26 protein-coding genes are annotated in these 25,954 nt (G+C 60.5%); 23 read left to right on the plus strand and 3 right to left on the minus strand.

The genetic code is table 11. The annotated features are described in order from the left end of the window. Nucleotides 1–2: 2 nt before the first annotated feature. From cysE to J3P93_RS05670, 20 genes are all read left to right on the plus strand, one after another. Nucleotides 3–779 carry a serine O-acetyltransferase gene (gene cysE / locus J3P93_RS05575; protein ID WP_336355386.1) on the plus strand — a complete coding sequence of 259 codons (777 nt, stop codon included), beginning with the start codon at nucleotides 3–5 and terminating at the stop codon, nucleotides 777–779. 240 nt (nucleotides 780–1,019) lie between these two features. Beyond that, nucleotides 1,020–1,511: a Fe-S cluster assembly transcriptional regulator IscR gene (gene iscR, locus J3P93_RS05580; protein WP_003227911.1), complete on the plus strand. Its 492-nt coding sequence runs from the start codon at nucleotides 1,020–1,022 to the stop codon at nucleotides 1,509–1,511. A gap of 47 nt (nucleotides 1,512–1,558) precedes the next feature. Further along, a complete protein-coding gene (locus tag J3P93_RS05585) occupies nucleotides 1,559–2,773 on the plus strand; it encodes an IscS subfamily cysteine desulfurase (RefSeq protein ID WP_434595700.1) in 1,215 nt (404 codons plus the stop codon). A gap of 101 nt (nucleotides 2,774–2,874) precedes the next feature. Continuing rightward, entirely contained in the window at nucleotides 2,875–3,261 is a 387-nt protein-coding gene (gene iscU / locus J3P93_RS05590; protein ID WP_003227907.1) for a Fe-S cluster assembly scaffold IscU, read from the plus strand. Nucleotides 3,262–3,285: 24 nt separating this feature from the next. Then, nucleotides 3,286–3,609: an iron-sulfur cluster assembly protein IscA gene (gene iscA, locus J3P93_RS05595; RefSeq protein WP_030139597.1), complete on the plus strand. Its 324-nt coding sequence runs from the start codon at nucleotides 3,286–3,288 to the stop codon at nucleotides 3,607–3,609. Between the two features lie 8 nt (nucleotides 3,610–3,617). Further along, the gene (hscB, locus tag J3P93_RS05600; protein WP_434595703.1) at nucleotides 3,618–4,139 is read left to right on the plus strand and encodes a co-chaperone HscB; all 522 of its coding nucleotides are present in this window, start codon (nucleotides 3,618–3,620) and stop codon (nucleotides 4,137–4,139) included. Nucleotides 4,140–4,190: 51 nt separating this feature from the next. Beyond that, a complete protein-coding gene (hscA, locus tag J3P93_RS05605; RefSeq protein WP_434595705.1) occupies nucleotides 4,191–6,056 on the plus strand; it encodes a Fe-S protein assembly chaperone HscA in 1,866 nt (621 codons plus the stop codon). After that, nucleotides 6,056–6,397 carry an ISC system 2Fe-2S type ferredoxin gene (fdx, locus tag J3P93_RS05610; RefSeq protein ID WP_041071821.1) on the plus strand — a complete coding sequence of 114 codons (342 nt, stop codon included), beginning with the start codon at nucleotides 6,056–6,058 and terminating at the stop codon, nucleotides 6,395–6,397. Before hscA ends, fdx begins: the two co-directional genes overlap by 1 nt. A 14-nt stretch (nucleotides 6,398–6,411) precedes the next feature. Next, a complete protein-coding gene (gene iscX / locus J3P93_RS05615; protein ID WP_047296339.1) occupies nucleotides 6,412–6,612 on the plus strand; it encodes a Fe-S cluster assembly protein IscX in 201 nt (66 codons plus the stop codon). 87 nt (nucleotides 6,613–6,699) lie between these two features. After that, the gene (ndk, locus tag J3P93_RS05620; protein ID WP_024014216.1) at nucleotides 6,700–7,125 is read left to right on the plus strand and encodes a nucleoside-diphosphate kinase; all 426 of its coding nucleotides are present in this window, start codon (nucleotides 6,700–6,702) and stop codon (nucleotides 7,123–7,125) included. Nucleotides 7,126–7,153: 28 nt separating this feature from the next. After that, nucleotides 7,154–8,302: a 23S rRNA (adenine(2503)-C(2))-methyltransferase RlmN gene (gene rlmN / locus J3P93_RS05625; protein ID WP_090286031.1), complete on the plus strand. Its 1,149-nt coding sequence runs from the start codon at nucleotides 7,154–7,156 to the stop codon at nucleotides 8,300–8,302. 12 nt (nucleotides 8,303–8,314) lie between these two features. Beyond that, nucleotides 8,315–9,073, plus strand: coding sequence for a type IV pilus biogenesis/stability protein PilW (gene pilW / locus J3P93_RS05630; RefSeq protein ID WP_434595708.1), 759 nt, complete (start codon nucleotides 8,315–8,317; stop codon nucleotides 9,071–9,073). Beyond that, entirely contained in the window at nucleotides 9,073–10,113 is a 1,041-nt protein-coding gene (locus tag J3P93_RS05635; RefSeq protein ID WP_434595710.1) for a RodZ domain-containing protein, read from the plus strand. The genes pilW and J3P93_RS05635 overlap by 1 nt, the downstream gene beginning before the upstream one ends. A gap of 3 nt (nucleotides 10,114–10,116) precedes the next feature. Beyond that, nucleotides 10,117–11,226, plus strand: coding sequence for a flavodoxin-dependent (E)-4-hydroxy-3-methylbut-2-enyl-diphosphate synthase (gene ispG, locus J3P93_RS05640; protein WP_090286025.1), 1,110 nt, complete (start codon nucleotides 10,117–10,119; stop codon nucleotides 11,224–11,226). 22 nt (nucleotides 11,227–11,248) lie between these two features. Further along, on the plus strand, nucleotides 11,249–12,538 hold the full coding sequence (gene hisS, locus J3P93_RS05645; protein ID WP_203419386.1) for a histidine--tRNA ligase: 1,290 nt from the start codon (nucleotides 11,249–11,251) through the stop codon (nucleotides 12,536–12,538). 41 nt (nucleotides 12,539–12,579) lie between these two features. Next, on the plus strand, nucleotides 12,580–13,221 hold the full coding sequence (locus J3P93_RS05650; RefSeq protein WP_434595713.1) for a tetratricopeptide repeat protein: 642 nt from the start codon (nucleotides 12,580–12,582) through the stop codon (nucleotides 13,219–13,221). Continuing rightward, nucleotides 13,214–14,365, plus strand: coding sequence for an outer membrane protein assembly factor BamB (gene bamB / locus J3P93_RS05655; RefSeq protein ID WP_434595715.1), 1,152 nt, complete (start codon nucleotides 13,214–13,216; stop codon nucleotides 14,363–14,365). The genes J3P93_RS05650 and bamB overlap by 8 nt, the downstream gene beginning before the upstream one ends. Nucleotides 14,366–14,504: 139 nt before the next feature. Then, nucleotides 14,505–15,977, plus strand: coding sequence for a ribosome biogenesis GTPase Der (gene der / locus J3P93_RS05660; RefSeq protein ID WP_090286015.1), 1,473 nt, complete (start codon nucleotides 14,505–14,507; stop codon nucleotides 15,975–15,977). 234 nt (nucleotides 15,978–16,211) lie between these two features. Continuing rightward, entirely contained in the window at nucleotides 16,212–17,360 is a 1,149-nt protein-coding gene (locus tag J3P93_RS05665; RefSeq protein ID WP_434595717.1) for a pyridoxal phosphate-dependent aminotransferase, read from the plus strand. After that, nucleotides 17,348–18,139, plus strand: a complete 792-nt coding sequence (locus J3P93_RS05670; RefSeq protein WP_434595719.1) for an amidohydrolase — start codon at nucleotides 17,348–17,350, stop codon at nucleotides 18,137–18,139. The genes J3P93_RS05665 and J3P93_RS05670 overlap by 13 nt, the downstream gene beginning before the upstream one ends. 179 nt (nucleotides 18,140–18,318) lie before the next feature. Here J3P93_RS05670 and leuA read toward each other — a convergent pair whose 3' ends face one another. The 3 genes from leuA to xseA all read right to left on the minus strand — a co-directional run bounded on the left by leuA (nucleotide 18,319) and on the right by xseA (nucleotide 22,667). Further along, the gene (gene leuA, locus J3P93_RS05675; RefSeq protein ID WP_434595721.1) at nucleotides 18,319–19,998 is read right to left on the minus strand and encodes a 2-isopropylmalate synthase; all 1,680 of its coding nucleotides are present in this window, start codon (nucleotides 19,996–19,998) and stop codon (nucleotides 18,319–18,321) included. A 464-nt stretch (nucleotides 19,999–20,462) separates the two neighbouring features. Continuing rightward, nucleotides 20,463–21,284: a peptidoglycan DD-metalloendopeptidase family protein gene (locus tag J3P93_RS05680; RefSeq protein WP_434595723.1), complete on the minus strand. Its 822-nt coding sequence runs from the start codon at nucleotides 21,282–21,284 to the stop codon at nucleotides 20,463–20,465. A gap of 3 nt (nucleotides 21,285–21,287) precedes the next feature. Then, nucleotides 21,288–22,667 carry an exodeoxyribonuclease VII large subunit gene (gene xseA, locus J3P93_RS05685; protein ID WP_090286002.1) on the minus strand — a complete coding sequence of 460 codons (1,380 nt, stop codon included), beginning with the start codon at nucleotides 22,665–22,667 and terminating at the stop codon, nucleotides 21,288–21,290. A 177-nt stretch (nucleotides 22,668–22,844) separates the two neighbouring features. Between xseA and J3P93_RS05690 the strand changes: the two genes are divergently transcribed. From J3P93_RS05690 to guaB, 3 genes are all read left to right on the plus strand, one after another. Then, complete coding sequence (locus tag J3P93_RS05690; protein WP_434595726.1) at nucleotides 22,845–23,612, plus strand: sulfite exporter TauE/SafE family protein; 768 nt, start codon at nucleotides 22,845–22,847, stop codon at nucleotides 23,610–23,612. Nucleotides 23,613–23,775: 163 nt separating this feature from the next. Beyond that, a complete protein-coding gene (locus tag J3P93_RS05695; RefSeq protein WP_208939875.1) occupies nucleotides 23,776–24,324 on the plus strand; it encodes a sugar ABC transporter ATPase in 549 nt (182 codons plus the stop codon). 105 nt (nucleotides 24,325–24,429) lie between these two features. Continuing rightward, nucleotides 24,430–25,899 (plus strand): IMP dehydrogenase, encoded by a 1,470-nt coding sequence (guaB, locus tag J3P93_RS05700; protein ID WP_016773343.1) that lies wholly within the window; start codon nucleotides 24,430–24,432, stop codon nucleotides 25,897–25,899. Nucleotides 25,900–25,954 lie beyond the last annotated feature (55 nt).

Genomic DNA, 25,954 nt, shown 5'->3' on the forward strand with positions numbered 1-25,954 from the left:
TGATGTTTGAGCGTTTGCGTGAAGATATCCAGAGCGTATTCCATCGAGACCCGGCGGCGCGTAACGCTTTTGAAGTCCTGACCTGCTACCCCGGCATGCATGCGATCTGGATTCATCGTCTGGCCGGCATGCTCTGGCGCAACGATCTGAAGTGGCTGGCGCGACTGGTGTCGAACTTTGGCCGCTGGCTGACCGGCATCGAGATTCATCCGGGCGCGAAGGTCGGGCGGCGTTTCTTCATCGATCACGGCATGGGCATCGTTATCGGTGAGACCGCCGAGATCGGCGACGACGTGACCATTTATCAGGGCGTGACCCTCGGCGGCACCAGCTGGAACAAGGGCAAGCGCCATCCGACGCTGGGTGATGGTGTGGTGGTCGGTGCGGGCGCCAAAGTGCTGGGTCCTTTTACGGTCGGTGCTGGCGCCAAGGTCGGTTCCAATGCAGTGGTGACCAAGGAGGTACCGCCGGGTGCCACTGTGGTGGGGATTCCAGGGCGCATCATCGTCAAGTCCGATGAAGAGCAGGACGCCAAGCGCAAGGCCATGGCCGAGAAGATCGGTTTCGATGCTTATGGCGTCAGCGAAGACATGCCCGACCCGGTGGCGCGCGCCATTGGCCAGTTGCTCGATCACCTGCAAGCGGTCGACGGGCGTCTGGAAGGCATGTGCGGCGCGTTGAAGGATCTGGGTAGCAATTACTGTGCGAAAGATCTGCCTGAGCTGCGTGAAGAAGACTTCGCCTGTGTGAAGGGCAAGGATCAGAGTCAAGTCAGTTAAATCGCGGTGCTGCTATCGCGAGCAGGCTCACTCCTACATTTTGAAATGCGTTCCCCTGTAGGAGTGAGCCTGCTCGCGATGAACGATTACACGGTTGCGCTGGCTGTACGCCGCGGGCCTTTGCTATAGTGCGCGCGCTCTTTTGCGGGTAAACCCGACTAAAGCACTAGGTCTTATAGTTGACTTAAATGCTCGGGAATCGCATACTCCCGCCCATTCTGAACTCCGTGGTAACTGTCCATGCGACTGACTACAAAAGGCCGATACGCCGTGACCGCCATGCTTGACCTGGCGTTGCACGCGCAGCACGGGCCGGTGTCCCTGGCCGATATCTCCGAGCGCCAAGGCATCTCCCTGTCCTACCTCGAACAGCTGTTCGCCAAACTGCGTCGCAGCAACCTGGTTTCCAGTGTTCGCGGTCCGGGTGGTGGCTACCAGTTGTCCCGCGACATGCAGGGCATCCAGGTCGCCCAGGTGATCGATGCGGTGAACGAATCGGTTGACGCCACAAAGTGCCAGGGCCAGGGCGATTGCCATTCCGGCGACACCTGCCTGACCCACCATCTGTGGTGCGACCTGAGCCTGCAGATTCACGAATTTCTAAGTGGTATCAGCTTGGCTGATCTTGTGACTCGCCGTGAGGTGCAAGAAGTAGCCCAGCGTCAGGACCAGCGCCGTTGCAACAGCAAGGCGCCACGCCTGGACAAGATTGAAGCGTCCGCCGTCGAATGACCGCCAGAGAGCCAACGGCACGCCAGCCCTGATTTAGGAGATAGTCCATGAAATTGCCGATTTACCTTGATTACTCTGCGACCACCCCGGTTGATCCGCGTGTTGCGCAAAAAATGAGTGAATGCCTGCTGGTTGACGGAAACTTCGGCAACCCGGCGTCGCGCTCTCACGTATTCGGCTGGAAGGCTGAAGAGTCGGTCGAAAACGCCCGTCGTCAGGTGGCCGATCTGGTCAATGCCGATCCGCGCGAAATCGTCTGGACCTCCGGTGCTACCGAGTCCGACAACCTGGCAATCAAGGGTGCGGCACATTTCTACGCCTCCAAGGGCAAGCACCTGATCACCAGCAAGATCGAACACAAGGCCGTACTCGACACCATGCGCCAACTGGAGCGTGAAGGTTTCGAAGTGACCTACCTGGAGCCGACCGAAGACGGTCTGATCACTCCGGCGATGATCGATGCGGCACTGCGCGAAGACACGATTCTGGTGTCGGTGATGCACGTGAACAACGAAATCGGCACTGTGAACGACATCGCTGCAATCGGCGAACTGCTGCGCTCCAAGGGCGTGCTGTTCCACGTCGACGCCGCTCAGTCCACTGGCAAGGTCGACATCGACCTGCAGAAACTGAAAGTCGACATGATGTCGTTCTCCGCCCACAAGACCTATGGTCCTAAAGGCATCGGCGCGCTGTACGTCAGCCGCAAGCCACGTGTGCGCATCGAAGCGACCATGCACGGCGGCGGTCACGAGCGTGGCATGCGTTCCGGCACCCTGGCGACCCACCAGATCGTCGGCATGGGCGAAGCGTTCCGTGTGGCAAAAGAAGACATGGCCGCTGAAAACGTACGCATCAAAGCCTTGAGCGACCGTTTCTACAAGCAGGTCGAGCATCTGGAAGAGTTGTACGTCAACGGCAGCCTGAGCGCGCGCGTTCCGCACAACCTGAACCTGAGCTTCAACTACGTTGAAGGCGAGTCGCTGATCATGGCACTCAAGGATCTGGCGGTTTCGTCCGGTTCGGCGTGCACCTCGGCGTCGCTGGAGCCTTCGTACGTATTGCGCGCCCTGGGCCGCAACGACGAACTGGCACACAGCTCGATCCGCTTTACCTTCGGCCGCTTCACCACCGAAGAAGAAATCGACTACGCCGCGCAGAAAGTCTGCGAGGCCGTTACCAAGCTGCGCGCTCTGTCGCCGCTGTGGGACATGTACAAAGATGGCGTCGATATCTCGAAAATCGAGTGGGCGGCACACTAACCAAAGAAGCCGCCGGATACAGGTCCTGTAGCGACGCGGCGGTTCACGCAGCGCAGTTGCAGGGGCTCAAGAGCGGCCCTGATGAGTGAGGATTGAGAATCATGGCTTACAGCGAAAAGGTCATCGACCACTACGAAAACCCGCGCAACGTCGGCAAGATGAACGCGGAAGACCCTGATGTCGGCACCGGCATGGTCGGCGCACCGGCGTGCGGCGACGTGATGCGTCTGCAAATCAAGGTCAACGACCAGGGCGTTATCGAAGACGCCAAGTTCAAGACCTACGGCTGCGGTTCGGCTATCGCTTCCAGCTCCCTCGCCACCGAGTGGATGAAGGGCAAGACCCTGGACGAAGCCGAAACCATCAAGAACACTCAGCTGGCCGAAGAACTGGCCTTGCCGCCAGTGAAAATCCACTGCTCGGTACTGGCTGAAGACGCTATCAAAGCGGCTGTTCGCGATTACAAGCAGAAGAAAGGCTTGATCTGATCCGCGTTACGGTAAGGAGTTTTCATGGCAATCCAGATGACAGAAGCGGCAGCTAAGCATGTGCAGCGTTCCCTTGCGGGGCGCGGCAAGGGCGAGGGTATCCGCCTGGGTGTGCGCACCACGGGCTGTTCCGGCCTCGCCTATGTACTGGAATTCGTCGACGAAGTCGGTGAAGACGATCAGGTTTTCGAAAGTCATGGTCAGAAAGTGATCATCGACCCGAAAAGCCTGACCTACCTGGACGGCACCGAGCTCGATTTCGTCAAGGAAGGGTTGAACGAAGGCTTCAAGTTCAACAACCCCAACGTACGCGGTGAATGTGGCTGCGGCGAAAGCTTCAACATCTGAGGCTTGTCGTGGGTATTCCTTGTCATTTCGCTTTATTCGAGCTGCAACCGAGCTTCCGCCTGGATCTCGAGCAGTTGGCCACGCGCTATCGCGAGCTGGCGCGCGGGGTTCACCCTGACCGCTTTGCCGACGCTTCCGAGCGCGAGCAGCGTTCGGCGCTCGAGCAGTCGGCACGGCTCAACGACGCCTACCAGACGCTCAAGAGCCCGGCCCAGCGTGCGCGCTACCTGCTGAAGATCAGCGGGAATGAAGTGCCGATGGAAGTCACCGTCCACGATCCCGAGTTTCTTTTGCAGCAGATGCAATGGCGCGAAGAGCTCGAAGACCTGCAGGACAGTGCCGATCTCGATGGTGTCGCGGTATTCAAGCGTCGCCTCAAGGCCGCTCAGGAACAGCTCAATGAAAGCTTCGCAGCCTGTTGGGATGACGCAGCGCAACGCGAACAGGCCGAACGCCTGATGCGGCGCATGCAGTTCCTCGACAAGCTCACCTACGAAGTGCGCCAGCTAGAAGAGCGCCTCGACGATTAACCCAGTGCTGCCCTGATTGCACGCCTGATAGACAGACAAGACCTGATTACCATGGCTCTACTGCAGATCGCCGAACCCGGCCAAAGTCCTCAACCGCACCAGCGTCGTCTGGCTGTCGGCATCGACCTGGGCACTACCAATTCGCTCGTCGCTGCGCTGCGCAGCGGTGTCTCCGAACCGCTGGCCGACGCCAACGGGCAGGTCATCCTGCCTTCCGCCGTGCGTTATCACGCCGATCGCGTCGAAGTCGGCGAATCGGCCAAGCTGGCCGCAGCCGCGGATCCTTTGAATACCGTGCTGTCGGTCAAGCGCTTGATGGGTCGTGGTCTGTCCGACGTCAAGCAATTGGGCGAGCAACTGCCGTACCGCTTCGTCGGCGGCGAGTCGCACATGCCGTTTATCGACACCGTGCAGGGCCCGAAAAGCCCGGTCGAAGTTTCTGCCGATATCCTCAAGGTCCTGCGTCAGCGCGCTGAAGCGACCTTGGGCGGTGAGCTGGTGGGCGCGGTGATAACCGTTCCTGCCTACTTCGATGATGCTCAGCGCCAGGCTACCAAGGACGCGGCAAAACTCGCCGGTCTGAACGTGCTGCGTCTGCTCAACGAGCCGACCGCCGCTGCTGTCGCGTACGGTCTCGACCAGCACGCCGAAGGTCTGGTCGCTATCTACGACCTGGGCGGCGGTACCTTCGATATTTCAATTCTGCGCCTGACCGGCGGTGTGTTCGAGGTTCTGGCCACTGGCGGCGACAGCGCGCTGGGCGGCGATGACTTCGATCACGCCATTGCCGGCTGGATCATCGAGAGCGCCGGCCTGTCCGCCGATCTCGATCCGGGTGCACAACGCAATCTGCTGCAAACCGCTTGTGCGGCCAAAGAAGCCCTGACCGATGCGGCCAGTGTGGAAGTGGCCTATGGCGACTGGAAAGCCCAGCTGACTCGCCAGGCCTTCGATGCGTTGATCGAGCCGATGGTCGCGCGCAGCCTGAAGGCCTGCCGCCGCGCCGTTCGCGATTCCGGTATCGAGCTGGAAGACGTGCATGCCGTGGTCATGGTGGGCGGTTCGACCCGTGTGCCGCGTGTTCGCGAAGCGGTCGCCGAAGCCTTTGGTCGCCAGCCGCTGACCGAAATCGACCCGGATCAAGTGGTGGCCATCGGGGCTGCGATCCAGGCTGACACCTTGGCCGGCAACAAGCGCGATGGCGGCGAACTGCTGCTGCTCGATGTGATTCCGTTGTCCCTGGGCCTGGAAACCATGGGCGGCCTGATGGAGAAGGTGATTCCGCGCAACACCACCATCCCCGTCGCTCGCGCGCAAGATTTCACCACCTACAAAGACGGCCAGTCGGCCATGGCGATCCACGTGCTGCAGGGTGAGCGCGAGCTGATCAGCGACTGCCGTTCGCTGGCGCGCTTCGAATTGCGTGGCATTCCAGCGATGGTCGCCGGTGCAGCGAAGATTCGTGTGACCTTCCAGGTCGATGCTGACGGTCTGCTCAGCGTCTCCGCCCGTGAGCTGGGTTCGGGCGTCGAGGCGAGCATTCAGGTCAAGCCGTCCTACGGTCTGACCGACGGCGAAATCGCCAAAATGCTCAAGGATTCGTTCCAGTACGCCAGTGACGACAAGGTTGCTCGCGTTCTGCGTGAACAGCAAGTCGATGCCCAGCGCCTGCTCGAAGCGGTGCAGGGCGCTCTGGAGACGGATGGCGAGCGTTTGCTCGACGCCGAAGAGCGCATGGTCATCGACCTGCAGATGCAGGAACTGGCCGAACTGATGAAAGGCACCGATGGCTATGCCATCGAGCAGCAGACCAAGCGTCTGTCGCAAGTGACCGATGCTTTTGCTGCCCGCCGCATGGATCAGACGGTCAAAGCCGCTCTGTCGGGGCGCAACCTGAATGAAATCGAGGATATCTGATGCCGCAGGTCATTTTTCTGCCCCACGAGAAGTTCTGCCCTGAAGGCATGGTGGTCGAGGCTGAGCCCGGCACGTCGATTCTCGAACTGGCCCACGAGCACCACATCGAGATGGAAAGTGCCTGTGGCGGCGTCTGCGCCTGCACCACTTGCCACTGCATCATCCGCGAGGGTTTCGACTCGCTGGAAGAAGCCGATGAGCTGGAAGAAGACTTCCTCGATCGTGCCTGGGGTCTGGAGGCGCAATCGCGTCTGGCCTGTCAGGCTATCGTTGGTGAGGAAGACCTCACCGTCGAGATTCCGAAATATTCGCTTAACCATGCGGCCGAAGCGCCGCACTGACTGGTAAGACTGTCATGAGCTACGGTTGGAATGATGTTCAACGCATTGCCGAAGAGCTGGCCGAGGCCCACGAAGGGCTCGATCCGTACTCGGTAGGTTTCGTCCGTCTGCAGCAAATGATCCTTGAGCTGCCTGACTTCGACAGCACTTCCGGCCGGGTCGGCGAGAAGGTGCTGGAAGCGGTTCAGGAGCTTTGGGCCGCAGAATTGGACTGATCGTCTCGCAGGTTAGGCAATACCCAAGAACCCGCGTATAATTCGCGGGTTTAATTTTTCGCAAATTACCGTTTCTGGAGTTACACCATGGCTGTTCAACGTACTTTCTCCATCATCAAGCCTGACGCCGTTGCTAAAAACGTGATCGGCAAGATCACCACTCGCTTCGAAGACGCTGGCCTGCGCGTTGTAGCTTCGAAACTGAAGCAACTGTCCAAAGCTGAAGCCGAAGGCTTCTACGCTGAGCACAGCGAGCGCGGTTTCTTCGGTGACCTGGTTGCATTCATGACTTCGGGCCCGGTCGTCGTTCAGGTTCTGGAAGGCGAAAACGCCATCGCTCGCAACCGTGAGCTGATGGGCGCTACCAACCCTAAAGAAGCGGCTGCCGGCACCATCCGTGCTGACTTCGCCGAGTCGATCGACGCCAACGCCGTTCACGGTTCGGACTCCGAAGCCGCTGCTGCTCGCGAAATCGCTTACTTCTTCGCAGCTACTGAAGTAACCACTCGCTAAGCATTGGCTTAAGAGTGAAGGTGAATCCATGACGACATCGACTGTGAAAACCAACCTGCTGGGTCTGACCCAGCCGGAAATGGAAAAATTCTTCGACTCAATCGGGGAGAAGCGTTTCCGTGCCGGTCAGGTAATGAAATGGATTCACCACTTTGGCGTCGATGATTTCGACGCCATGACGAACGTCAGCAAGGCCTTGCGCGACAAGCTCAAGGCCATTGCCGAAGTGCGTGGTCCGGAAGTGGTCAGCGAGGACATCTCCAGCGACGGCACCCGTAAATGGGTGGTGCGCGTGGCGTCCGGCAGCTGTGTCGAGACCGTGTACATTCCCCAGGGCAAGCGCGGCACTCTGTGCGTTTCGTCCCAGGCAGGCTGTGCCCTGGATTGCAGTTTCTGCTCCACCGGCAAGCAAGGCTTCAACAGCAACCTCACCGCCGCCGAAGTCATCGGTCAGGTGTGGATTGCCAATAAATCTTTCGGCAGCGTCCCGGCCACCGTCGACCGCGCCATCACCAACGTGGTGATGATGGGCATGGGCGAGCCGTTGCTGAACTTCGACAACGTCGTCGCCGCCATGCATCTGATGATGGATGACCTCGGCTACGGGATCTCCAAGCGCCGCGTGACCCTGTCCACTTCGGGTGTGGTGCCGATGATCGATGAGCTGGCCAAGCACATCGACGTGTCCCTGGCGTTGTCCCTGCACGCACCGAATGACGCATTGCGTAACCAATTGGTGCCGATCAACAAGAAATATCCGCTTAAGATGCTGCTCGAGTCGTGCCAGCGCTACATGTCCGCCCTCGGCGAGAAACGTGTGCTGACCATCGAGTACACCTTGCTCAAGGACGTCAACGACAAGCTTGAGCACGCGGTGGAAATGATCGAGTTGCTCAAGGATATCCCGTGCAAGATCAACCTGATCCCGTTCAACCCGTTCCCGCATTCCGGGTACGAGCGGCCAAGCAACAACGCGATTCGCCGCTTCCAGGATCAGTTGCATCAGGCCGGTTTCAACGTCACCGTGCGCACCACCCGTGGTGAGGACATCGACGCTGCATGTGGTCAATTGGTAGGGCAGGTGCTGGATCGCACCCGTCGCAGTGAACGTTACATCGCTGTGCGTGAGTTGAGCGCCGACAGCGATCTGGCTCAGAACGCCACGAACACTCACTAAGAGAGGATCTCTATGTCCCTGCGCTTTGCGCTGCTGTTGCTGTTGGCCAGCCTGTGTGCTGGTTGTGTCCTGTCGGGTGACTACAACCCGATGAAGACCAGCAAGGGCCGCGATGAAGCGCGGGCTGCCTACGTGCAGTTGGGCCTGGGTTACCTGCAGCAGGGCATGACCGAACGGGCCAAGGTGCCATTGAAAAAGGCGCTGGAACTCGACGATTCCGATCCTGACGCCAATGCGGCGCTCGGTCTGGTGTTTCAGTCCGAGATGGAACCCCAACTGGCCGACGAGCACTTTCGCAAGGCCTTGTCCTCGCGTCCCGCCGATGCGCGCATCCTCAACAACTACGGCAGTTTTCTCTACGAAGAACAGCGCTATAAAGAAGCCTACGAGCGATTTGAACAGGCTGCCGCCGATACCCTGTATCCTGAGCGTTCGCGGGTGTTCGAAAACCTCGGCATGACTGCAGCGAAGCTTGGGCAGCGCGATCTGGCGCAGCAGCAACTGGAAAAAGCCCTGCGTTTGAACCGTCAACAACCGCGCGCGCTGCTGGAAATGGCTGAGTTGTCCTTCGAAGACAGGCATTATGTGCTCGCGCGTGACTTTTACGACCGTTTCAGCCAGTTGACCGAACAGAATGCACGTAGTCTATTGCTCGGCGTTCGGCTGGCAAAAGTGTTTGAAGATCGCGACAAGGCCGCCAGTTACGGCCTGCAATTAAAACGACTCTATCCCGGTACGCCGGAATATCAGCAATACCTGTCGGAGCAATGATGAAAGCGGCGCATCCCGAAGTTGTAGCAGCGAATCGCGTAAACCCCGGTGAGACCCTGCGCCAGGCCCGCGAAAGCAATGGCTGGTCGCTGGCCGAAGTGGCCCTCAAGCTCAACCTCACCGTGACTTCCCTGAGCAATCTTGAAGCCGGCGCGTTCGACAAGTTGCCGGGGCATACCTTCGCCCGCGGTTACATTCGCGCCTATGCCAAATTGCTCGGCATGGACCAGAGCGTACTGGTCCAGCAATTCGACCAGTCCACCGGCACCGATTCCCAGGGCAGCAACGTTCACGCCCTCGGTCGTATCGAAGAGCCGGTGCGGGTTTCACATACCATTTTGCGTATTGTCAGCCTGCTGTTGCTGATCGCGGTCATCGGCGGCGGCTTCGTCTGGTGGCAGGATCAGACCTCGCTGCGCACCAAGGATCTGGCCGCTCTGACGCCGGAACACGTTGAAGTCGAAGGCGCGGACGGCACCACGCAGATTCATCCGATCGACGAGCCGGAAGATCAGGCTGTCGAAGAGAATCAGGCCGACAGCTCGACCGCACTGGCGTTGCCACAATCCGAAACCAGCGCCGAATCGACCGGTGCCGAAGCTACTGCGCCGGCCACCGCGCCAGCGGCACCGGTGGCTCCGAGCGTCGCGCCGACCGCCCCGGCTCATACCCCAGCGCCAACCGTTGCCGCGCCCGCCGCTCCGGTGCCAAATGTCGCAACGCCGGCGCCAACCGTCGCCGCTCCAACCGCGCCCGTTGCACCCGCGGCCAGCCCTGAAGCGGCAGCGCCGGTTGCCGGCGAAGGTCAGGTCCAGCTGCAATTCAGCGCCGATTGCTGGGCGCAGGTGACCGACGGCCGTGGCAAGGTGATTTTCAGCGGTCTGAAACACAAAGGCGACAGCGTGACCGTGGCCGGCAAGCCGCCACTCAACGTCCGCCTGGGTGTCGCTCGCGCCGCACAGGTCAGCTACAACGGCCAGCCGGTCGATATCGCTCCGTTCACCAGTGGCGAGACTGCTCGCCTGAAGTTGGGTCAATAAGTCATGCACGGCGAATCTCCAATCAAACGTCGCGTTTCGCGCAAGATCTGGGTCGGCAACGTACCGGTGGGCGGCGATGCGCCGATCGCGGTGCAGAGCATGACCAACAGCGACACCAATGACGTCGCCGCCACCGTTGCGCAGATCAACCGTCTGGAAGCTGCCGGCGTCGATATTGTCCGCGTTTCGGTGCCGGACATGGACGCCGCCGAGGCGTTCGGCAAGATCAAGCAGTTGGTCAAGGTGCCATTGGTTGCCGACATTCACTTCGATTACCGCATTGCCTTGCGCGTTGCCGAACTGGGTGTGGACTGCCTGCGCATCAACCCGGGCAACATCGGTCGCGAAGACCGTGTGCGTGCGGTGGTCGATGCAGCGCGTGATCGCGGGATTCCGATCCGCATCGGTGTCAACGCCGGCTCGCTGGAAAAAGACCTGCAAAAGAAATACGGCGAGCCGACCCCGGCGGCGCTGGTTGAATCCGCCTTGCGTCACGTTGAACACCTCGAACGCCTGAATTTCCAGGACTTCAAGGTCAGCGTGAAGGCCTCCGACGTCTTCATGGCCGTCGAAGCCTACCGCCTGCTGGCGAAAGAAATTGTCCAGCCGCTGCACCTGGGTATCACCGAAGCCGGCGGATTGCGTTCGGGCACAGTGAAATCCGCCGTCGGCCTAGGTATGCTGCTCGCCGAAGGGATTGGCGATACTATCCGCATCTCGCTGGCGGCCGACCCGGTCGAGGAAGTGAAGGTCGGTTACGACATTCTCAAGTCTTTGCATCTGCGTTCCCGTGGCATCAACTTCATCGCCTGCCCGAGTTGCTCGCGGCAGAACTTCGATGTGGTGAAAACCATGAACGAGCTGGAAGGGCGCCTTGAAGACCTGCTGGTGCCGCTGGATGTCGCGGTGATCGGTTGTGTGGTCAACGGCCCCGGCGAAGCCAAGGAAGCCCATATCGGCTTGACCGGCGGCACGCCAAACCTGATTTACATCGATGGCAAGCCGTCGCAGAAACTGACGAATGACAATCTGGTGGATGAGCTGGAACGGCTGATCCGCGAGAAAGCGGCCGAGAAGGTCGAAGCTGACGCTGCGGTCATCGCGCGCGGCTGATCGAACGAATTAAGGAATTTTTGTGAGCAAGTCTCTGCAAGCCATTCGTGGCATGAACGACATCCTGCCCGAACAGACCCCACTGTGGCGTTATTTCGAGGGCACTGTTGCGCGTCTGCTGGACAACTATGGTTACAAGCAGATCCGCATGCCGATCGTCGAGTTCACCGAGCTGTTCAAGCGCTCGATCGGTGAAGTGACCGATATCGTCGAAAAAGAGATGTACACCTTCGAAGACCGCAACGGCGATTCGCTGACCCTGCGTCCGGAAGGTACTGCCGCATGCGTGCGCGCAGTCCTCGAACACGGCATCACCGGCGGCGGTCAGGTGCAGAAACTCTGGTACATCGGCCCGATGTTCCGCCACGAGCGTCCACAGAAAGGCCGGTATCGTCAGTTCCACCAGATCGGTCTGGAGGTGTTCAACCTCGACGGTCCGGACATCGACGCCGAACTGATCATCATGACCTGGCGCCTGTGGGGCGAGCTGGGCATTCGTGATGCGGTCAAGCTCGAACTCAACAGCCTCGGCACCAGCGAGTCCCGCGGGCGTTATCGTGAAGCGCTGGTCGAGTATCTCTCGGCGCACCACGACAAGCTCGACGAAGACAGCCAGCGCCGTCTGAAAACCAACCCGCTGCGCGTGCTCGACACCAAGAATGCCGACACTCAGGCGGTACTGGTCGATGCGCCGAAAATGGCCGATTACCTCGATGACGAGTCCCGTGCTCACTTCGAAGGGCTGAAGGCGCGGCTGGACGCGGTGGGCATTCCGTACGTGCTCAACCCGAAACTGGTACGCGGCCTCGATTACTACAGCAAAACCGTTTTCGAATGGGTCACCGACAAGCTCGGCGCCCAGGGCACCGTCTGCGCGGGCGGCCGTTACGACGGTCTGGTCGAGCAGATGGGCGGCAAGCCGACCACCGGCGTCGGTTTCGCCATGGGCATCGAGCGTCTGGTGCTGATGCTCGAAACCCTCGAACAGATCCCGGCAGAAATTTCCCGTCAGGTCGACGTCTACCTGTGCGCCTTCGGTGAGCAGGCTGAACTGGCCGGCCTGGCCCTGGCCGAGCGGGTTCGCGATCAGCTTCCAAACCTGCGCCTGCAAGTCAATGCCGGCGCCGGCAGCTTCAAGAGCCAGTTCAAGAAAGCCGACAAGAGCGGTGCGCTGTACGCACTGATCCTCGGTGACGACGAGATGGCCCAGCAAGTGGTAGGTTTCAAACCCCTGCGTGGCCAGGGCGAACAACAAAGCATTGCCTGGGATGCGCTCGCCGCTCACCTGGCCACCTGCGTCGTGCAGGGTTGAAGCTGTCTTAACAGCCGATTTAGCGATTAAGGAGTATTGGGGTGTCGAGTACCGAAGACGAACAGTTGGCGGATTTGAAGGACTGGTGGACACGCAACGGCAAACCTCTGGTCACCGGCGGCCTGTTGGCGCTGGTCATCGTGTTCGGCTGGCAGGCTTATCACAAGTATCAGAGCAACCAGTCGCAAGGCGCTTCGGTGCTCTATCAGCAATTGCTGGAAACCACCCTGACGCCTGACGGCAAGCCAGACGCCGCACGCGTTGCCGATCTGGCCGGCAAGCTCAACAGCGAATTCGGCGGTTCTGCCTACGCGCAGTACGGCAGCCTGTTCGTCGCCAAGGTCGCGGTCGACAGCGGCAAGCTGGACGATGCGGCCAACGAGCTGAAAGCCATCGTCGACAAACCGGCCAACCCGGCGCTGGGCGAGATCGCCCGTCAGCGTCTGGCGCAGGTGCTGGGCGCGCAGGACAAGACCGAAGACGCCCTGAAGCTGCTCGACGGCGATGCCGACAAAGCGTTCCTGGCCACTCGCGAAGAACTCAAGGGCGACCTGCTGGTGAAGCTGGGCCGTACCGATGACGCGAACAAGGCGTATCAAAAAGCCAAGGCAGCACTGTCGGATGAAGCGGCAGTCGGCGGCCTTCAAATCAAGCTCGACGACCTGGCCAAAGGGGATGCGTGACGTGATCCGTTGGAAGCATGCAGCATTGCTGGCTCTGGCCCTTCTGGCCGCGGGTTGCAGCAGCAACAGCAAGAAAGAATTGCCACCGGCTGAACTGACCGACTTCAAAGAAGAAGTGGTTCTGCACAAGCAGTGGAGTCGTTCGATCGGTGACGGTCAGGGCGAAACCTACAACATGCTGGTGCCGGCGATCGATGGTGACACCATCTACGCCGCCGATGTCACCGGCGTGGTCATGGCCATGGATCGCAGCAATGGCGACGTGAAATGGGAACAGGATCTTGAACTGCCTGTGTCCGGCGCCGTTGGCGTTGGTTACGGTCTGGTGTTGATCGGTACCCTGCGTGGCGAAGTCGTCGCTCTGGACACCAGCAACGGTGAAGAGAAGTGGCGTGCTCGCGTCAACAGTGAAGTCCTCGCGCCGCCGGCCAATAACGGTGACGTGGTGGTGGTGCAGACCCAGGACGATCGTCTGATCGGTCTGGATGCCTCCACCGGTAATCAGCGCTGGGTCTATGACAGCACGCCGGCGGTACTGACCCTGCGGGGCACCAGTGCACCGCTGGTGACCAACCGCCTGGCGCTGGCTGGCCTGTCGACCGGTAAAGTGGTCGCCCTGGATATTTCCAACGGCGTGCCGGTGTGGGAACAGCGCATCGCCATTCCACAGGGTCGTTCGGAACTGGAGCGCGTAGTCGACATCGACGGCGGTCTGCTGCTGTCCGGCGGTACGCTGTACGTGGCCAGCTATCAGGGTCGCGTCGCGGCGCTGGACGTGGAAAGCGGTCGTCAACTCTGGCAGCGCGATGCCTCGAGCTACGCCGGTATCGCTCAGGGTTTCGGCAGCGTCTACGTGAGCCTGTCCTCGGGCACCGTTGAAGGCGTCGATGAGCGTTCTACCACCGCATTGTGGAGCAACGATGCGCTGGCTCGCCGTCAGCTGTCGGCTCCGGAAGTGTTCTCCAGCTATGTTGCAGTGGGTGACCTGGAAGGTTATCTGCACCTGCTGAGTCAGGTTGACGGTCGTTTCGTCGGCCGTGAGCGCATCGACAGCGACGGCCTGCGTGCCCGTCCGCTGGTGGTGGGTGACATGATTTATGTGTATGGCAACAGCGGCAAACTGGAAGCCCTGACCATCAAGTAACACCTATGCTTGGGGTTGACACCCCAGGCAGCTTCACTTGTGGAAGTGAACCTGTTCACTCCCACAGTGTTGCCCCGAGCACCAGCCGCTGCCTCGCAGCGGCTTTTGTATTTTCTGAAATAACGAAGTGGAGAGCCGCATGGTTCCCGTAATCGCCCTGGTGGGCCGACCGAACGTCGGCAAGTCCACCTTGTTCAACCGCCTGACTCGGACTCGCGACGCCATCGTCGGCGACCTGTCCGGTCTGACCCGTGATCGCCAGTACGGTGAGGCCAAGTGGCAAGGGCGTTCCTACATTCTGATCGACACCGGCGGTATCTCCGGTGACGAACATGGTATGGACGAAAAAATGGCCGAGCAGTCGCTGCTGGCTATTGAAGAAGCAGACGTTGTGCTGTTCCTGGTAGATGCCAAGGCCGGTTTCACCGCCGCTGACCAGATGATCGCCGAACACCTGCGCAAGCGTAACAAGCGTTCCCACGTGGTCGCCAACAAGGTCGACAACATCGACCCGGAAATGGCCCGCGCCGAATTCGCCCCGCTGGGCATGGGCCACGCGATCCCGATCGCCGGTGCTCATGGCCGTGGCATCACGCAATTGCTCGAAGCCGCCCTGAGCGACTTCCCGCGAGACGATGACGAGCCGGCTGAAGGTGAAGAGGAAGAAATCGTCGCCGAAGGCGAGGAAGCCAAGCGCATTCCTGGCCCGAGCGAAAAAGACGGGATCAAGATCGCCATCATCGGCCGTCCGAACGTCGGCAAGTCGACCCTGGTCAACCGTATGCTCGGTGAAGACCGGGTGATTGTGTATGACCAGCCCGGCACCACCCGCGACAGCATCTACATCCCGTTCGAACGCAACGAGGAAAAGTACACGCTGATCGACACCGCCGGTGTGCGCAAGCGCGGCAAGATCCACGAAGAAGTCGAAAAGTTCTCCGTGGTCAAAACCCTGCAAGCGATCAAAGACGCCAACGTGGTGATCTTCGTGATGGACGCCCGCGAGGGTGTGGTCGATCACGACCTCAACCTGCTGGGCTTCGCCATCGAGTCGGGCCGTGCGCTGGTCATCGCGATCAACAAGTGGGACGGCATGACGCCGAGCGAGCGCGACTTCGTCAAGGTCGAGCTGCAACGTCGACTGTTCTTCGTTGACTACGCCGACATCCACTTCATCTCGGCACTGCACGGCACGGGCGTGGGCAACCTCTACGCTTCCGTACAAAACTCGTTCAAGTCGGCGGTCACCCGTTGGCCGACCAACCGTCTGACCCAGATCCTGGAAGATGCGGTTGGCGAGCACGCGCCACCGATGGTCAACAACCGCCGGATCAAACTGCGTTATGCGCACTTGGGCGGTGCCAACCCGCCAATCATCGTGATCCACGGTAACCAGATCGAGAAAGTGCCGAAGTCGTACGTGCGCTATCTGGAGAACACTTACCGCCGTGTGCTGAAGCTGGTCGGTACGCCGATCCGCATCGAGTTCAAGGGCGGCGAGAACCCGTACGAAGGCAACAAGAACACGCTGACCGACCGCCAGGTCAACAAGAAGCGTCGCTTGATGTCGCACAACAAGAAAGCCAGCAAGAAACGCCGCGACAAGAAATAAGGTCGCTTGCAGGATCGTTCCCTCGCTCCGCGTGGGAATGCCGCCAGGGACGCTCCGCGTTCCGCCGTTGTTGTGACGCAGAGCGTCACCGGATGCATTCCCACGCAGAGCGTGGGAACGATCAGTAATAGAGAAGGGTGCCGGTTGGCGCCCTTTTTTTATGGGCGCCGGATGGGCTATCCTCGGGCTCTCCCGCGCCGTCGTCAGAGCCGGGTGCTGCCCAGGAATCCCCCGATGATCACCAGCAAGCTGCCGAATGTCGGCATCACCATTTTCACGCAGATGTCTCAGCTCGCGGCGCAGACCGGGGCGATCAACCTGTCTCAGGGCTTTCCGGATTTCGACGGCCCGCAGTCGCTGCGTGACGCGGTGGGTCGGCATATCGCCAGCGGCCATAACCAGTATTCGCCGATGACCGGCCTGCCGGCGCTGCGTCAGCAGATTGCCGCGAAAATCGCGCGCAGCTACGGCGCCACTGTCGATGCCGATCACGAAGTGACCGTCACGCCCGGTGCCACGCAAGCGATCTTCTGCGCCATTCAAGCAATTATCCACAGCGGCGACGAAGTCATCGTCTTCGACCCGGCTTACGACAGTTACGAGCCTGCGGTAGAACTGGCCGGCGGCCGCTGCGTGCATGTGCAGCTGGGCTTGAAGGATTTCTCCATCGATTTCGATCAGCTCAGTGCAGCCCTGACCCCGCGCACGCGGATGATCATTCTCAACACCCCGCACAACCCGAGCGGCGCGCTGATCAGTCGTGCCGAACTGGATCAGCTGGCCGCGTTGATTCGTGATCGCGACATCTACGTAATCAGCGACGAAGTCTACGAACACCTGGTATTCGACGGTGTGCCGCATGTCAGCGTGCTGGCTCATGAGGAGCTGTATCAGCGCGCATTCGTGGTCAGTTCGTTCGGCAAGACCTACCACGTCACCGGCTGGAAAACCGGCTACGTCGTCGCACCGCCAGCGCTTACTGCCGAACTGCGTAAAGTGCATCAGTACGTGAGTTTCTGCGGTGTCACGCCGCTGCAATACGCACTGGCCGATTACATGGCCGAGCACCCTGAACACGTCGAAGAGCTGCCGGGCTTCTATCAGGCCAAGCGCGACCTGTTCTGCGACCTGCTGGCGCCGTCGCGCTTCAGTTTCACTCGGGTCACCGGCACCTATTTCCAACTGGTCGACTATTCGCAGATTCGCCCCGACCTGAATGACGTCGAGATGGCCCTGTGGATGACCCGTGAGCATGGCGTGGCGAGTATTCCGGTGTCGGTGTTCTACCAAAAACCACCGCAAGGCCAGCGTCTGGTGCGCTTGTGCTTTGCCAAACGCGAGGAGACGCTGCGTGAAGCGGCGGCAAAACTATGCGTGATCTGAGTGCATTGCCCGACCTTAACCTGGCGCTGATCCAGACCAGCCTGGCCTGGCATGACCGCCAGGCCAACCTTGAGCATTTCGAGGGGCTGCTCGAGCAGGCGCGGGGTGCCGATCTGATTATCTTGCCGGAAATGTTCACCACCGGTTTTTCCATGGAGTCGCAAACCCTCGCCGAAGCCGAGAACGGCCCGACCAGCAAGTGGCTACGGATACAGGCAGCGAAACTTGACGCAGTGGTCACCGGTAGCGTGATCATCCAGGCCGCCGACGGCAGCCATCGCAACCGCCTGCTGTGGGCGCGACCGGACGGCGAAGTGCTGCATTACGATAAGCGTCACCTGTTCCGCATGGCCGGCGAACACAACCATTACACCCCCGGCGAGCGTCAGGTGCAGTTCGAATTGAAAGGCTGGCGCATTCGCCCGCTGATTTGCTACGACCTGCGTTTCCCGGTGTGGAGCCGCGACGCCCAGGACACTGACCTGCTGCTGTACACCGCCAACTGGCCCGGTGCGCGACGCCTGCACTGGAATCGCCTGTTGCCGGCCCGAGCCATCGAAAACCTCTGCTATGTGGCAGCGGTGAATCGGGTTGGCACCGATGGCAAGGGCTTCGCCTACACCGGCGACAGTCAGGTGCTGGATTTCCAGGGCGAGACGTTGCTGGCGGCGGGGGAGGCGGACGGGGTGTTCAAGGTGGTGCTGGAGGCGGCGCCGTTGGCGGCTTACCGCGAACGGTTTCCGGCGAATCTGGATGCCGACACCTTCGAGTTCACTTAAGCCTTTTTGTTGCCTGAGCTGACCCTATCGCGAGCAGGCTCACTCCTACAATTGGAATGCATTCCCCTTGTAGGAGTGAGCCTGCTCGCGATAGGGCCAGTGAAGGCGGCACAAAAAACTCAGATATGAAAAAGGCACCGGGGCTTTCACTCCGGGGCCTTTTGCATTTCAGCGCTCGATCAAGCCGCTTTCGCCTCTGGCTGGCTCAGCGAGCGATTGAGTGCGCTGAACAGTGCCTTGAAGCTGGCGGTGGTGATGTTCTCATCGATCCCCACGCCGTGCACCGCACGTTCGCCGTTCACGCGCAGCTCGATGTAGGCCGCTGCCTTGGCGTTGGTACCGGCGCCGATCGCGTGTTCGTTGTAGTCCATGATTTCCACTGGAACCGGCAGGCCGGCGACCAGTGCTTCCAGCGCACCGTTGCCCATGCCGCGCCAGTGCAGGTTGGTTTCGCCCTGACCCTTGCTCGCCACTTCCACTTCGACGGCGCTGTTGCCGTTTTCTTCCTGCAGGCGATGGCTGACCAGTGCGTACGGGGTGTTGGCTTGCAGGTATTCACTGATCAACAGCGAGTGAATCTGCTTGGCTGTCATTTCCAGGCCGAGACGGTCGGTTTCACGCTGCACCACCTGGCTGAACTCGATCTGCATGCGACGCGGCAGGCTGATGCCGTATTCCTGCTCCAGCAAGTAGGCGATGCCGCCCTTGCCCGACTGGCTGTTGACGCGGATCACCGCCTCGTAGCTGCGGCCGATGTCGGCCGGGTCGATCGGCAGGTACGGGACTTCCCAAAGGGCGTCCGGTTTCTGCTGGGAGAAGCCTTTGCGGATCGCATCCTGGTGCGAGCCGGAGAACGCGGTGTGGACCAGGTCGCCAACATACGGGTGACGTGGGTGAACCTGAATCTGGTTGCACTCCTCGACCACTTTGCGCACGCCATCGATGTCGGAGAAATCCAGCTGCGGATCGAGGCCCTGGGTGTACATGTTCAGCGCGACAGTGACGAGATCGACGTTACCGGTGCGTTCGCCGTTGCCGAACAGGCAGCCTTCGACGCGGTCGGCGCCGGCCATCAGGCCCAGCTCGGTCGCCGCAACGCCGGTGCCACGGTCGTTGTGGGTGTGCAGGCTGATGATCACGCTGTCACGACGGTTGATGTTGCGGCCGAACCACTCGATCTGGTCGGCGTAGACGTTTGGCGTCGCGCATTCAACGGTGGCCGGCAGGTTGAGGATCATCTTGTGCTCAGGCGTCGGGTTCCACACCTCGATCACCGCGTCACAGACTTCCTTGGCGAACTCCAGCTCGGTGGCGCTGAAGGTTTCCGGGGAGTATTCGAAGGTCCACTCGGTGTCCGGCTGCATCGCTGCGTATTTGACGAACAGCTTGGCCGCGTTGACCGCGATGGCCTTGATGCCGTCCTTGTCCTGGTTGAACACGATGCGACGGAACGACGGCGATGTAGCGTTATAGAGGTGAACGATGGCTTTCTTCGCCCCGCGCAGGGATTCGAAGGTGCGCTCGATGAGGTCCTCACGGCCCTGGGTCAGCACCTGAATGGTGGTGTCGTCCGGGATGTGGCCTTCTTCGATCAGGGTGCGCACGAAGTCGAAGTCGGTTTGCGAAGCCGCCGGGAACGATGCTTCGATTTCTTTCACGCCGACCTGCACCAGGGTTTTCCAGAAGCGCAGCTTCTTCGCCGCGTCCATCGGTTCGATCAGCGACTGGTTGCCGTCACGCAGGTCGGAGCTGCACCAGATCGGCGCGGTGTCGATGGTCTTCGACGGCCAGGTGCGGTCCGGCAGATTGATGACGGGAAACGCGCGGTATTTCGAAGACGGGTCTTTGAGCATGCTCATCGGGAAATTCCTTGTTGTCTGGGCCGAAAAGAGGCGGCCTGCCGGTTGAACGAATGTTCTTGGAAAAGCGTAGGACGAGGCGCAGCGATTCAGCCTGGCAGTCGTGCGCTGACGAGGCACAGGCTGCGGTGCTGGCGAAGCTGAATGAGGGTGTGAGAGGTTTTCATGCCCTCAACCCTAACCGCGAGGGGGAAGGATGGCAAGCAGTCGAAAAAAATTGAGAGGAATCCTCGGCAGGCGAGATTATGCGAGATTTTATTGCGCTGGAGTTCGCTGATCGTTGTGATTTTTGCGCGAGGTTTGATTGGGGCGCAATTGAGGTCGATCGGGTGTCAGGGGTGTTTGAGTACAGCATAAGCCGCCATCGCGAGCAGGCTCACTCCTACAGTTGATCGTGTTCACAACACCAGTCCAATGTAGGAGTGAGCCTGCTCGCGATGAGGCCATCAGCTTCGCTCTATTTTTTAAGGTTGGAAGGCACCAATGAAAATCGCCGGATCCACCCGCGCATCATTCAGGCTGACATTCCAGTGCATGTGCGGCCCGGTCGCCCGGCCGGTCGCGCCGACTTTGCCGACCACCGCGCCACGGGCCAATTGCTGGCCGTTCTTCACATCGATTTTCGACATGTGACAGAACATGCTGATAAAGCCCTGCCCATGGTCAACAAACACCGTGTTGCCGTTGAAAAAGTAGTTACCGATCAGAATCACCTTGCCCGCCGCCGGCGTCTTGATCGGCGTACCGGCCGGGACGGCGAAGTCGAGACCGGCGTGGGGGTTGCGTTCTTCGCCATTGAAGAACCGCCGCACACCGAACTTGCTCGACAGCGGCCCGTTGACCGGTTTGTCCAGCAGCAGGTTGCTCGGCGTGTTCGGGCTGAAGCTGCGGTAGGCCTTGATCTGCTCGGCCAGTTCGCCCTCGATGCGCTTGAGGTTCGACTGATCCGGATTGACCTGCTGCTTGTTCTTCAGGGTGATGCGCTGCTCCGGGTATTGCTTGCTGCCCACGGTGAACGGCAGAGCCCGGCCGCCGCTGCTGATCTGCTGCGCACCAGGTTTGACGGTCAGCGGCACGCCGACAATCGCCAGCCAGTTGTTCTGTTCTTTCACCACCAGCACCGGTTTGCCCTGATACGTGGCTTTCGGCGCTTGTGCTGCCGCGCCCAGATCCACCACCGCGACGCCGCCCGGCACTGGTTTGTTCAGCAGGCGAGTGATGTAACTGTCGGCGTGGGCGTTGAAGGTCAGGCACAGCAAAAGCAGCGGAGCGAGAAAGCGCGGCATGGATCAGTCCAGTAAAGAAAGGGTGACGGGCGTCAGGTGGTTATCCTCGACGCGCACTTGCAGCTCGCCTTCGCCCAGTTTGGCTTTGAGGCGCTGGCCGGTGTGGGTCTGCGCGGCGTCGCGGATCGCGTGACCGCGCTCATCGAGCAGAATGCTGTAGCCGCGACCGAGGGTTGCCAGCGGGCTGACCACATGCAGCGTCTGCATCTGGCTGTGCAGTTGCAAGCGACGGTTTTTCAGCCCTTCGCGCATGGCCCGGGGCAAGCGGTCGGCGAGGCTGTCGAGGCGTTGACGCAGCATCGCCAACTGACGACCCGGATGTTGCCCGGCGAGGCGGGTTTCCAGGCGGATCAGGCGTTCGCGGCGGGTGTTGAGATGACGCTCGAACGCCCGGCGCATGCGCATGTCCAGATCATCCAGACGCTGCGCCTGCTGGCGCAAACGCTCGCCTGGATGGCGCAGCCGTCGAGCCATGCCTTCCAAACGCAGGCGATCGCGCATCAAGCGATCGCGCATACGCATCACCAGGCGGCGATGCAGGCTTTCGACCTGACGGATCAGATGGCTCGAATCCGGCGCAAGCAGTTCGGCCGCGGCGGATGGCGTCGGTGCGCGCACGTCGGCAACAAAGTCGCTGATCGATACGTCGGTTTCATGGCCGACTGCGCTGACGATCGGCGTCACGCAGGCATCGACGGCGCGCGCCACGGCTTCTTCGTTGAAGCACCAGAGGTCTTCCAGCGAACCACCGCCACGGGCGAGGATCAACGCGTCGAAACCGCGGGCATCGGCCATTTTCAGCGCGCGGACGATTTGCGCGGTGGCTTCGCGGCCCTGTACGGCGGTGGGGATCAATGTCAGTTGAATCTGCGGCGCACGGCGGCGGAACACGCTGATGATGTCGCGGATCACCGCGCCGGTCGGTGAACTGATGATGCCGATGCGCTGCGGATGCGCCGGCAGCGGTACTTTACGTTCGGCACTGAACAGACCTTCGGCGCTGAGTTTTTCCTTCAGTGCATCGAAGGCCAGACGCAGCGCGCCGTCACCGGCCGGCTCCACGGTGTCGAGAATCAACTGATAGTCGCCACGGCCTTCGAACAGCGAGACCTTGCCGCGCACTTTCACCGCCAAGCCGTCCTTCAACGCCTGACGCACCCGCGCGGCGTTTTGCCGGAACAACGCGCAACGCACTTGGGCGCCGCTGTCCTTGAGAGTGAAATACACATGCCCCGACGCCGGGCGGGCGAGGTTGGAAATTTCACCTTCGACCCAGATGTTGCTGAACACGTCTTCCAGCAACACCCGCGCGCGGCCGTTGAGCTGGCTGACGGTCAGGACTTCACGGTCCAGGCCAAGTCTTGCAAAGGGATCTTTAATCATGGGGCGCAGTTTAAAGGCATTTGCTCGTCAATCACCACCGATCCAATGTGGGAGTTAGCCTGCTCGCGATAGCGGTGTGTCAGCATATATTGATGTGTCTGACCCACCGCTATCGCGAGCAGGCGAAGGCCTACAGGGGGATGGTACAGTCAGCGGCCTTATAAAGGATGCGGGCCGATGGACGTTATGGAGCTGTTGGGGGCGTGGTCGTGGGGCGCGGGCGGTTGGGCGGCGATCGGGCTGGGCATTGCGCTGGCCTACATCGTCTTCGGCATCGCCGGGTTCGGTACGGCGCTGGTCGCGGGGCCGATTCTGATCGTGTTCATGCCACTGTCGAAAATCGTGCCGCTGCTGGTGCTGCTGGATTTCGTCGCGGCGTTTGGCAACCTGCTGCCGTCGCGGCGCGACGTGGCCCGGCCCGAGTTGTTGCGGCTGCTGCCGTGCATGGCGATCGGTTGCACGCTGGGGGTGATCTTTCTGCTCAACCTCAAGTCCGATGTGCTGCTGTTATTGATGGGCCTGTTTATCAGCGCCTATGCGGTCTATAGCCTGTGGGTAAAAGCGCGGCCGGCGCAGTTGTCGACGGCATGGGCCGTGCCGATGGGCACGGTGGGCGGATTGTTCGGTGCGTTGTTTGGCAGTGGCGGGTTTCTCTACGCGATCTATCTCAACAGCCGCTTATCCAAGGAAGCCGCGCGGGCCACGCAGAGTGCGCTGATCAGTTGCAGCACCGTGGTGCGTCTGAGTCTTTTCGTCATCGCTGGGGTGTATGCCGAGCTACCCTTGTTGATATTGGCGCTGTGCCTGTTGCCGGCGATGGCGCTGGGCTTGTGGATCGGCCGGCGGCTGAGCATGAAGTTGTCGCGCGAAGCGTTTGTGCGGCTGGTGACGTGGCTGGTGCTGGCCAGCGGGATTGCCCTGATCGGGCGCTATTTCAGCACTTGACCGGATTTTGTCAGGGATTAAGCTGCCGGCCGCATTTCCCTTGTAGGAGAGAGCCTGCTCGCGATAGCGGTGTATCAGTTTGCATTGAACTCACTGACAGACCGCTATCGCGAGCAGGCTCACTCCTACAGAGGGTGTCCCGGTATTTTCAGCAGGCTCGACCATGAACACGCAAAGCATCATCGTCCCGAAAATCTCCACCCTGCCGGTGCACGAACCCCGGGCGCGGGCGATCGTGCGTTGGCTGGTGCGCAAGAACATCGTCGAAGAACAACTGACGACCTGCGGGCGCACCGGCAACCGCATGGCCCACGCCATCGCTGACGGCGCCCGCGCGGTGGTGCTGCACCCCGAGGCGCTGCCGTTCGGTGAACCGATCAATGGTCTGGAAATCGTCACCAAGCGTTGCATCTATACCCCGGCCAAGGGCTTCCTCGAAGAAGCCGGCTGTGCCGAATGCCGCCGCGAAGTCGGCGAAGCACTGTTCGAAAGTCTGGAAGACTGGTTTCCCGGCCGCACCGACAATTTCACCTGCCCCGAATGCGGGCATGAAGATGACATCAACGGGTTCCTGTTCTTGCAGGAATGCGCGTTTTCCAACCTCGGTTTCATTTTCAACAACTGGCTCGAGGCCGGGTTCAAGCAGAGCTTCATCGACGAGTTCGCCGACTGGCTCGATCAACCTGTCTCTTGGGTCAAGGTAGAGCTGTAGGGCCGGGCTTTTCCTTCTATCAATTAGGCTGAGTTTTACATTGAACAGCAGGGGGTGTCTGACTATAATGGCGCGCTTCCATTTTCCCGCTCGGGAGCCCCCGCGATGCTGCGTATCAGCCAAGAAGCTCTGACATTCGACGACATTCTCCTAGTGCCCGGTTATTCCGAGGTACTTCCCAACGAAGTCAGTCTCAAGACCCGTCTTACCCGTGGCATCGAACTGAATATTCCTCTGGTTTCTGCCGCCATGGACACCGTTACTGAAGCCCGTCTGGCAATCGCCATGGCTCAGGAAGGTGGCATCGGCATTATCCACAAGAACATGACCATCGAGCAGCAAGCTGCCGAAGTGCGCAAGGTCAAGAAGTTCGAAGCCGGTGTGGTCAAGGATCCCATCACCATCGAGGCCGACGCCACGGTGCGTGATCTGTTCGAACTGACCCGTCTGCACAATATTTCCGGCGTTCCGGTACTGCACGATGGCGACCTGGTCGGCATCGTCACTTCCCGTGACGTACGTTTCGAAAACCGTCTGGAAGCCACTGTCCGCGAAGTGATGACGCCTAAAGAGCGTCTGGTCACGGTCAAGGAAGGCGCCGACAAGAACGACGTCCGTGAGCTGCTGCACAAGCACCGCATCGAGCGCGTGCTGATCGTCGACGACAAATTCGCCCTCAAAGGCATGATGACCGTCAACGACATCGAAAAAGCCAAAGCCTACCCGCTTGCCAGCAAGGATGACCAAGGTCGTCTGCGCGTTGGCGCTGCGGTCGGCACCGGCAAAGACACCGGTGATCGCGTGACCGCATTGGTCAACGCTGGCGTGGACGTGGTGGTGGTCGACACCGCGCACGGTCACTCCAAAGGCGTGATCGATCGCGTGCGCTGGGTCAAAGAGAATTTCCCTGAAGTGCAGGTGATCGGCGGCAACATCGCCACTGGCGCCGCCGCCAAGGCCTTGGCCGAAGCGGGCGCCGACGCAGTGAAGGTCGGTATCGGCCCTGGCTCTATCTGCACCACCCGTATCGTCGCCGGTGTCGGCGTGCCGCAAATCAGCGCGATCGCCAACGTCGCCGCCGCCCTTGAAGGCACCGGCGTGCCGTTGATCGCCGACGGCGGTATCCGCTTCTCCGGTGACCTGTCCAAGGCCATCGTCGCCGGTGCGTCCTGCGTGATGATGGGTTCGATGTTCGCCGGTACTGAAGAAGCCCCGGGCGAGATCGAACTGTTCCAGGGTCGTTCGTACAAGGCTTATCGCGGCATGGGTTCGCTGGGCGCCATGTCCCAGGCCCAGGGGTCTTCCGATCGCTACTTCCAGGATTCCTCGGCCGGCGCCGAGAAGCTGGTACCGGAAGGCATCGAAGGCCGCGTGCCGTACAAAGGCACCCTGAGCGCGATCATTCACCAGTTGATGGGCGGTCTGCGTTCTTCGATGGGTTACACCGGCAGCGCCAACATCGAAGAAATGCGCACCAAGCCTGAGTTCGTGCGGATCACCGGTGCAGGCATGGCCGAATCCCACGTTCACGACGTGCAGATCACCAAGGAAGCGCCAAACTATCGGGTCGGCTGACGCCGACAGCTCTAAGCCACAAGTTACAAGCTGCAAGCGGTGCTGCATCAGTGCA

This window comes from Pseudomonas sp. R3-57 (assembly GCF_051132065.1).
Classification (GTDB): Bacteria; Pseudomonadota; Gammaproteobacteria; order Pseudomonadales; family Pseudomonadaceae; genus Aquipseudomonas.

Excerpts from the sequence above, each read along its gene's own strand:
- J3P93_RS05585 (WP_434595700.1), top strand. The coding sequence starts at position 1,559 with ATGAAATTGCCGATTTACCTTGATTACTCTGCGACCACCCCGGTTGAT.
- guaB (WP_016773343.1), top strand. The coding sequence starts at position 24,430 with ATGCTGCGTATCAGCCAAGAAGCTCTGACATTCGACGACATTCTCCTA.
- cysE (WP_336355386.1), top strand. The coding sequence starts at position 3 with ATGTTTGAGCGTTTGCGTGAAGATATCCAGAGCGTATTCCATCGAGAC.
- hscA (WP_434595705.1), top strand. The coding sequence starts at position 4,191 with ATGGCTCTACTGCAGATCGCCGAACCCGGCCAAAGTCCTCAACCGCAC.
- iscU (WP_003227907.1), top strand. The coding sequence starts at position 2,875 with ATGGCTTACAGCGAAAAGGTCATCGACCACTACGAAAACCCGCGCAAC.
- der (WP_090286015.1), top strand. The coding sequence starts at position 14,505 with ATGGTTCCCGTAATCGCCCTGGTGGGCCGACCGAACGTCGGCAAGTCC.
- J3P93_RS05695 (WP_208939875.1), top strand. The coding sequence starts at position 23,776 with ATGAACACGCAAAGCATCATCGTCCCGAAAATCTCCACCCTGCCGGTG.
- xseA (WP_090286002.1), bottom strand. The coding sequence starts at position 22,667 with ATGATTAAAGATCCCTTTGCAAGACTTGGCCTGGACCGTGAAGTCCTG.
- rlmN (WP_090286031.1), top strand. The coding sequence starts at position 7,154 with ATGACGACATCGACTGTGAAAACCAACCTGCTGGGTCTGACCCAGCCG.
- ispG (WP_090286025.1), top strand. The coding sequence starts at position 10,117 with ATGCACGGCGAATCTCCAATCAAACGTCGCGTTTCGCGCAAGATCTGG.
- bamB (WP_434595715.1), top strand. The coding sequence starts at position 13,214 with ATGCGTGACGTGATCCGTTGGAAGCATGCAGCATTGCTGGCTCTGGCC.
- leuA (WP_434595721.1), bottom strand. The coding sequence starts at position 19,998 with ATGAGCATGCTCAAAGACCCGTCTTCGAAATACCGCGCGTTTCCCGTC.
- J3P93_RS05665 (WP_434595717.1), top strand. The coding sequence starts at position 16,212 with ATGATCACCAGCAAGCTGCCGAATGTCGGCATCACCATTTTCACGCAG.
- J3P93_RS05680 (WP_434595723.1), bottom strand. The coding sequence starts at position 21,284 with ATGCCGCGCTTTCTCGCTCCGCTGCTTTTGCTGTGCCTGACCTTCAAC.
- J3P93_RS05670 (WP_434595719.1), top strand. The coding sequence starts at position 17,348 with ATGCGTGATCTGAGTGCATTGCCCGACCTTAACCTGGCGCTGATCCAG.
- J3P93_RS05635 (WP_434595710.1), top strand. The coding sequence starts at position 9,073 with ATGAAAGCGGCGCATCCCGAAGTTGTAGCAGCGAATCGCGTAAACCCC.
- iscX (WP_047296339.1), top strand. The coding sequence starts at position 6,412 with ATGAGCTACGGTTGGAATGATGTTCAACGCATTGCCGAAGAGCTGGCC.
- iscR (WP_003227911.1), top strand. The coding sequence starts at position 1,020 with ATGCGACTGACTACAAAAGGCCGATACGCCGTGACCGCCATGCTTGAC.
- J3P93_RS05690 (WP_434595726.1), top strand. The coding sequence starts at position 22,845 with ATGGACGTTATGGAGCTGTTGGGGGCGTGGTCGTGGGGCGCGGGCGGT.
- pilW (WP_434595708.1), top strand. The coding sequence starts at position 8,315 with ATGTCCCTGCGCTTTGCGCTGCTGTTGCTGTTGGCCAGCCTGTGTGCT.
- ndk (WP_024014216.1), top strand. The coding sequence starts at position 6,700 with ATGGCTGTTCAACGTACTTTCTCCATCATCAAGCCTGACGCCGTTGCT.
- iscA (WP_030139597.1), top strand. The coding sequence starts at position 3,286 with ATGGCAATCCAGATGACAGAAGCGGCAGCTAAGCATGTGCAGCGTTCC.
- fdx (WP_041071821.1), top strand. The coding sequence starts at position 6,056 with ATGCCGCAGGTCATTTTTCTGCCCCACGAGAAGTTCTGCCCTGAAGGC.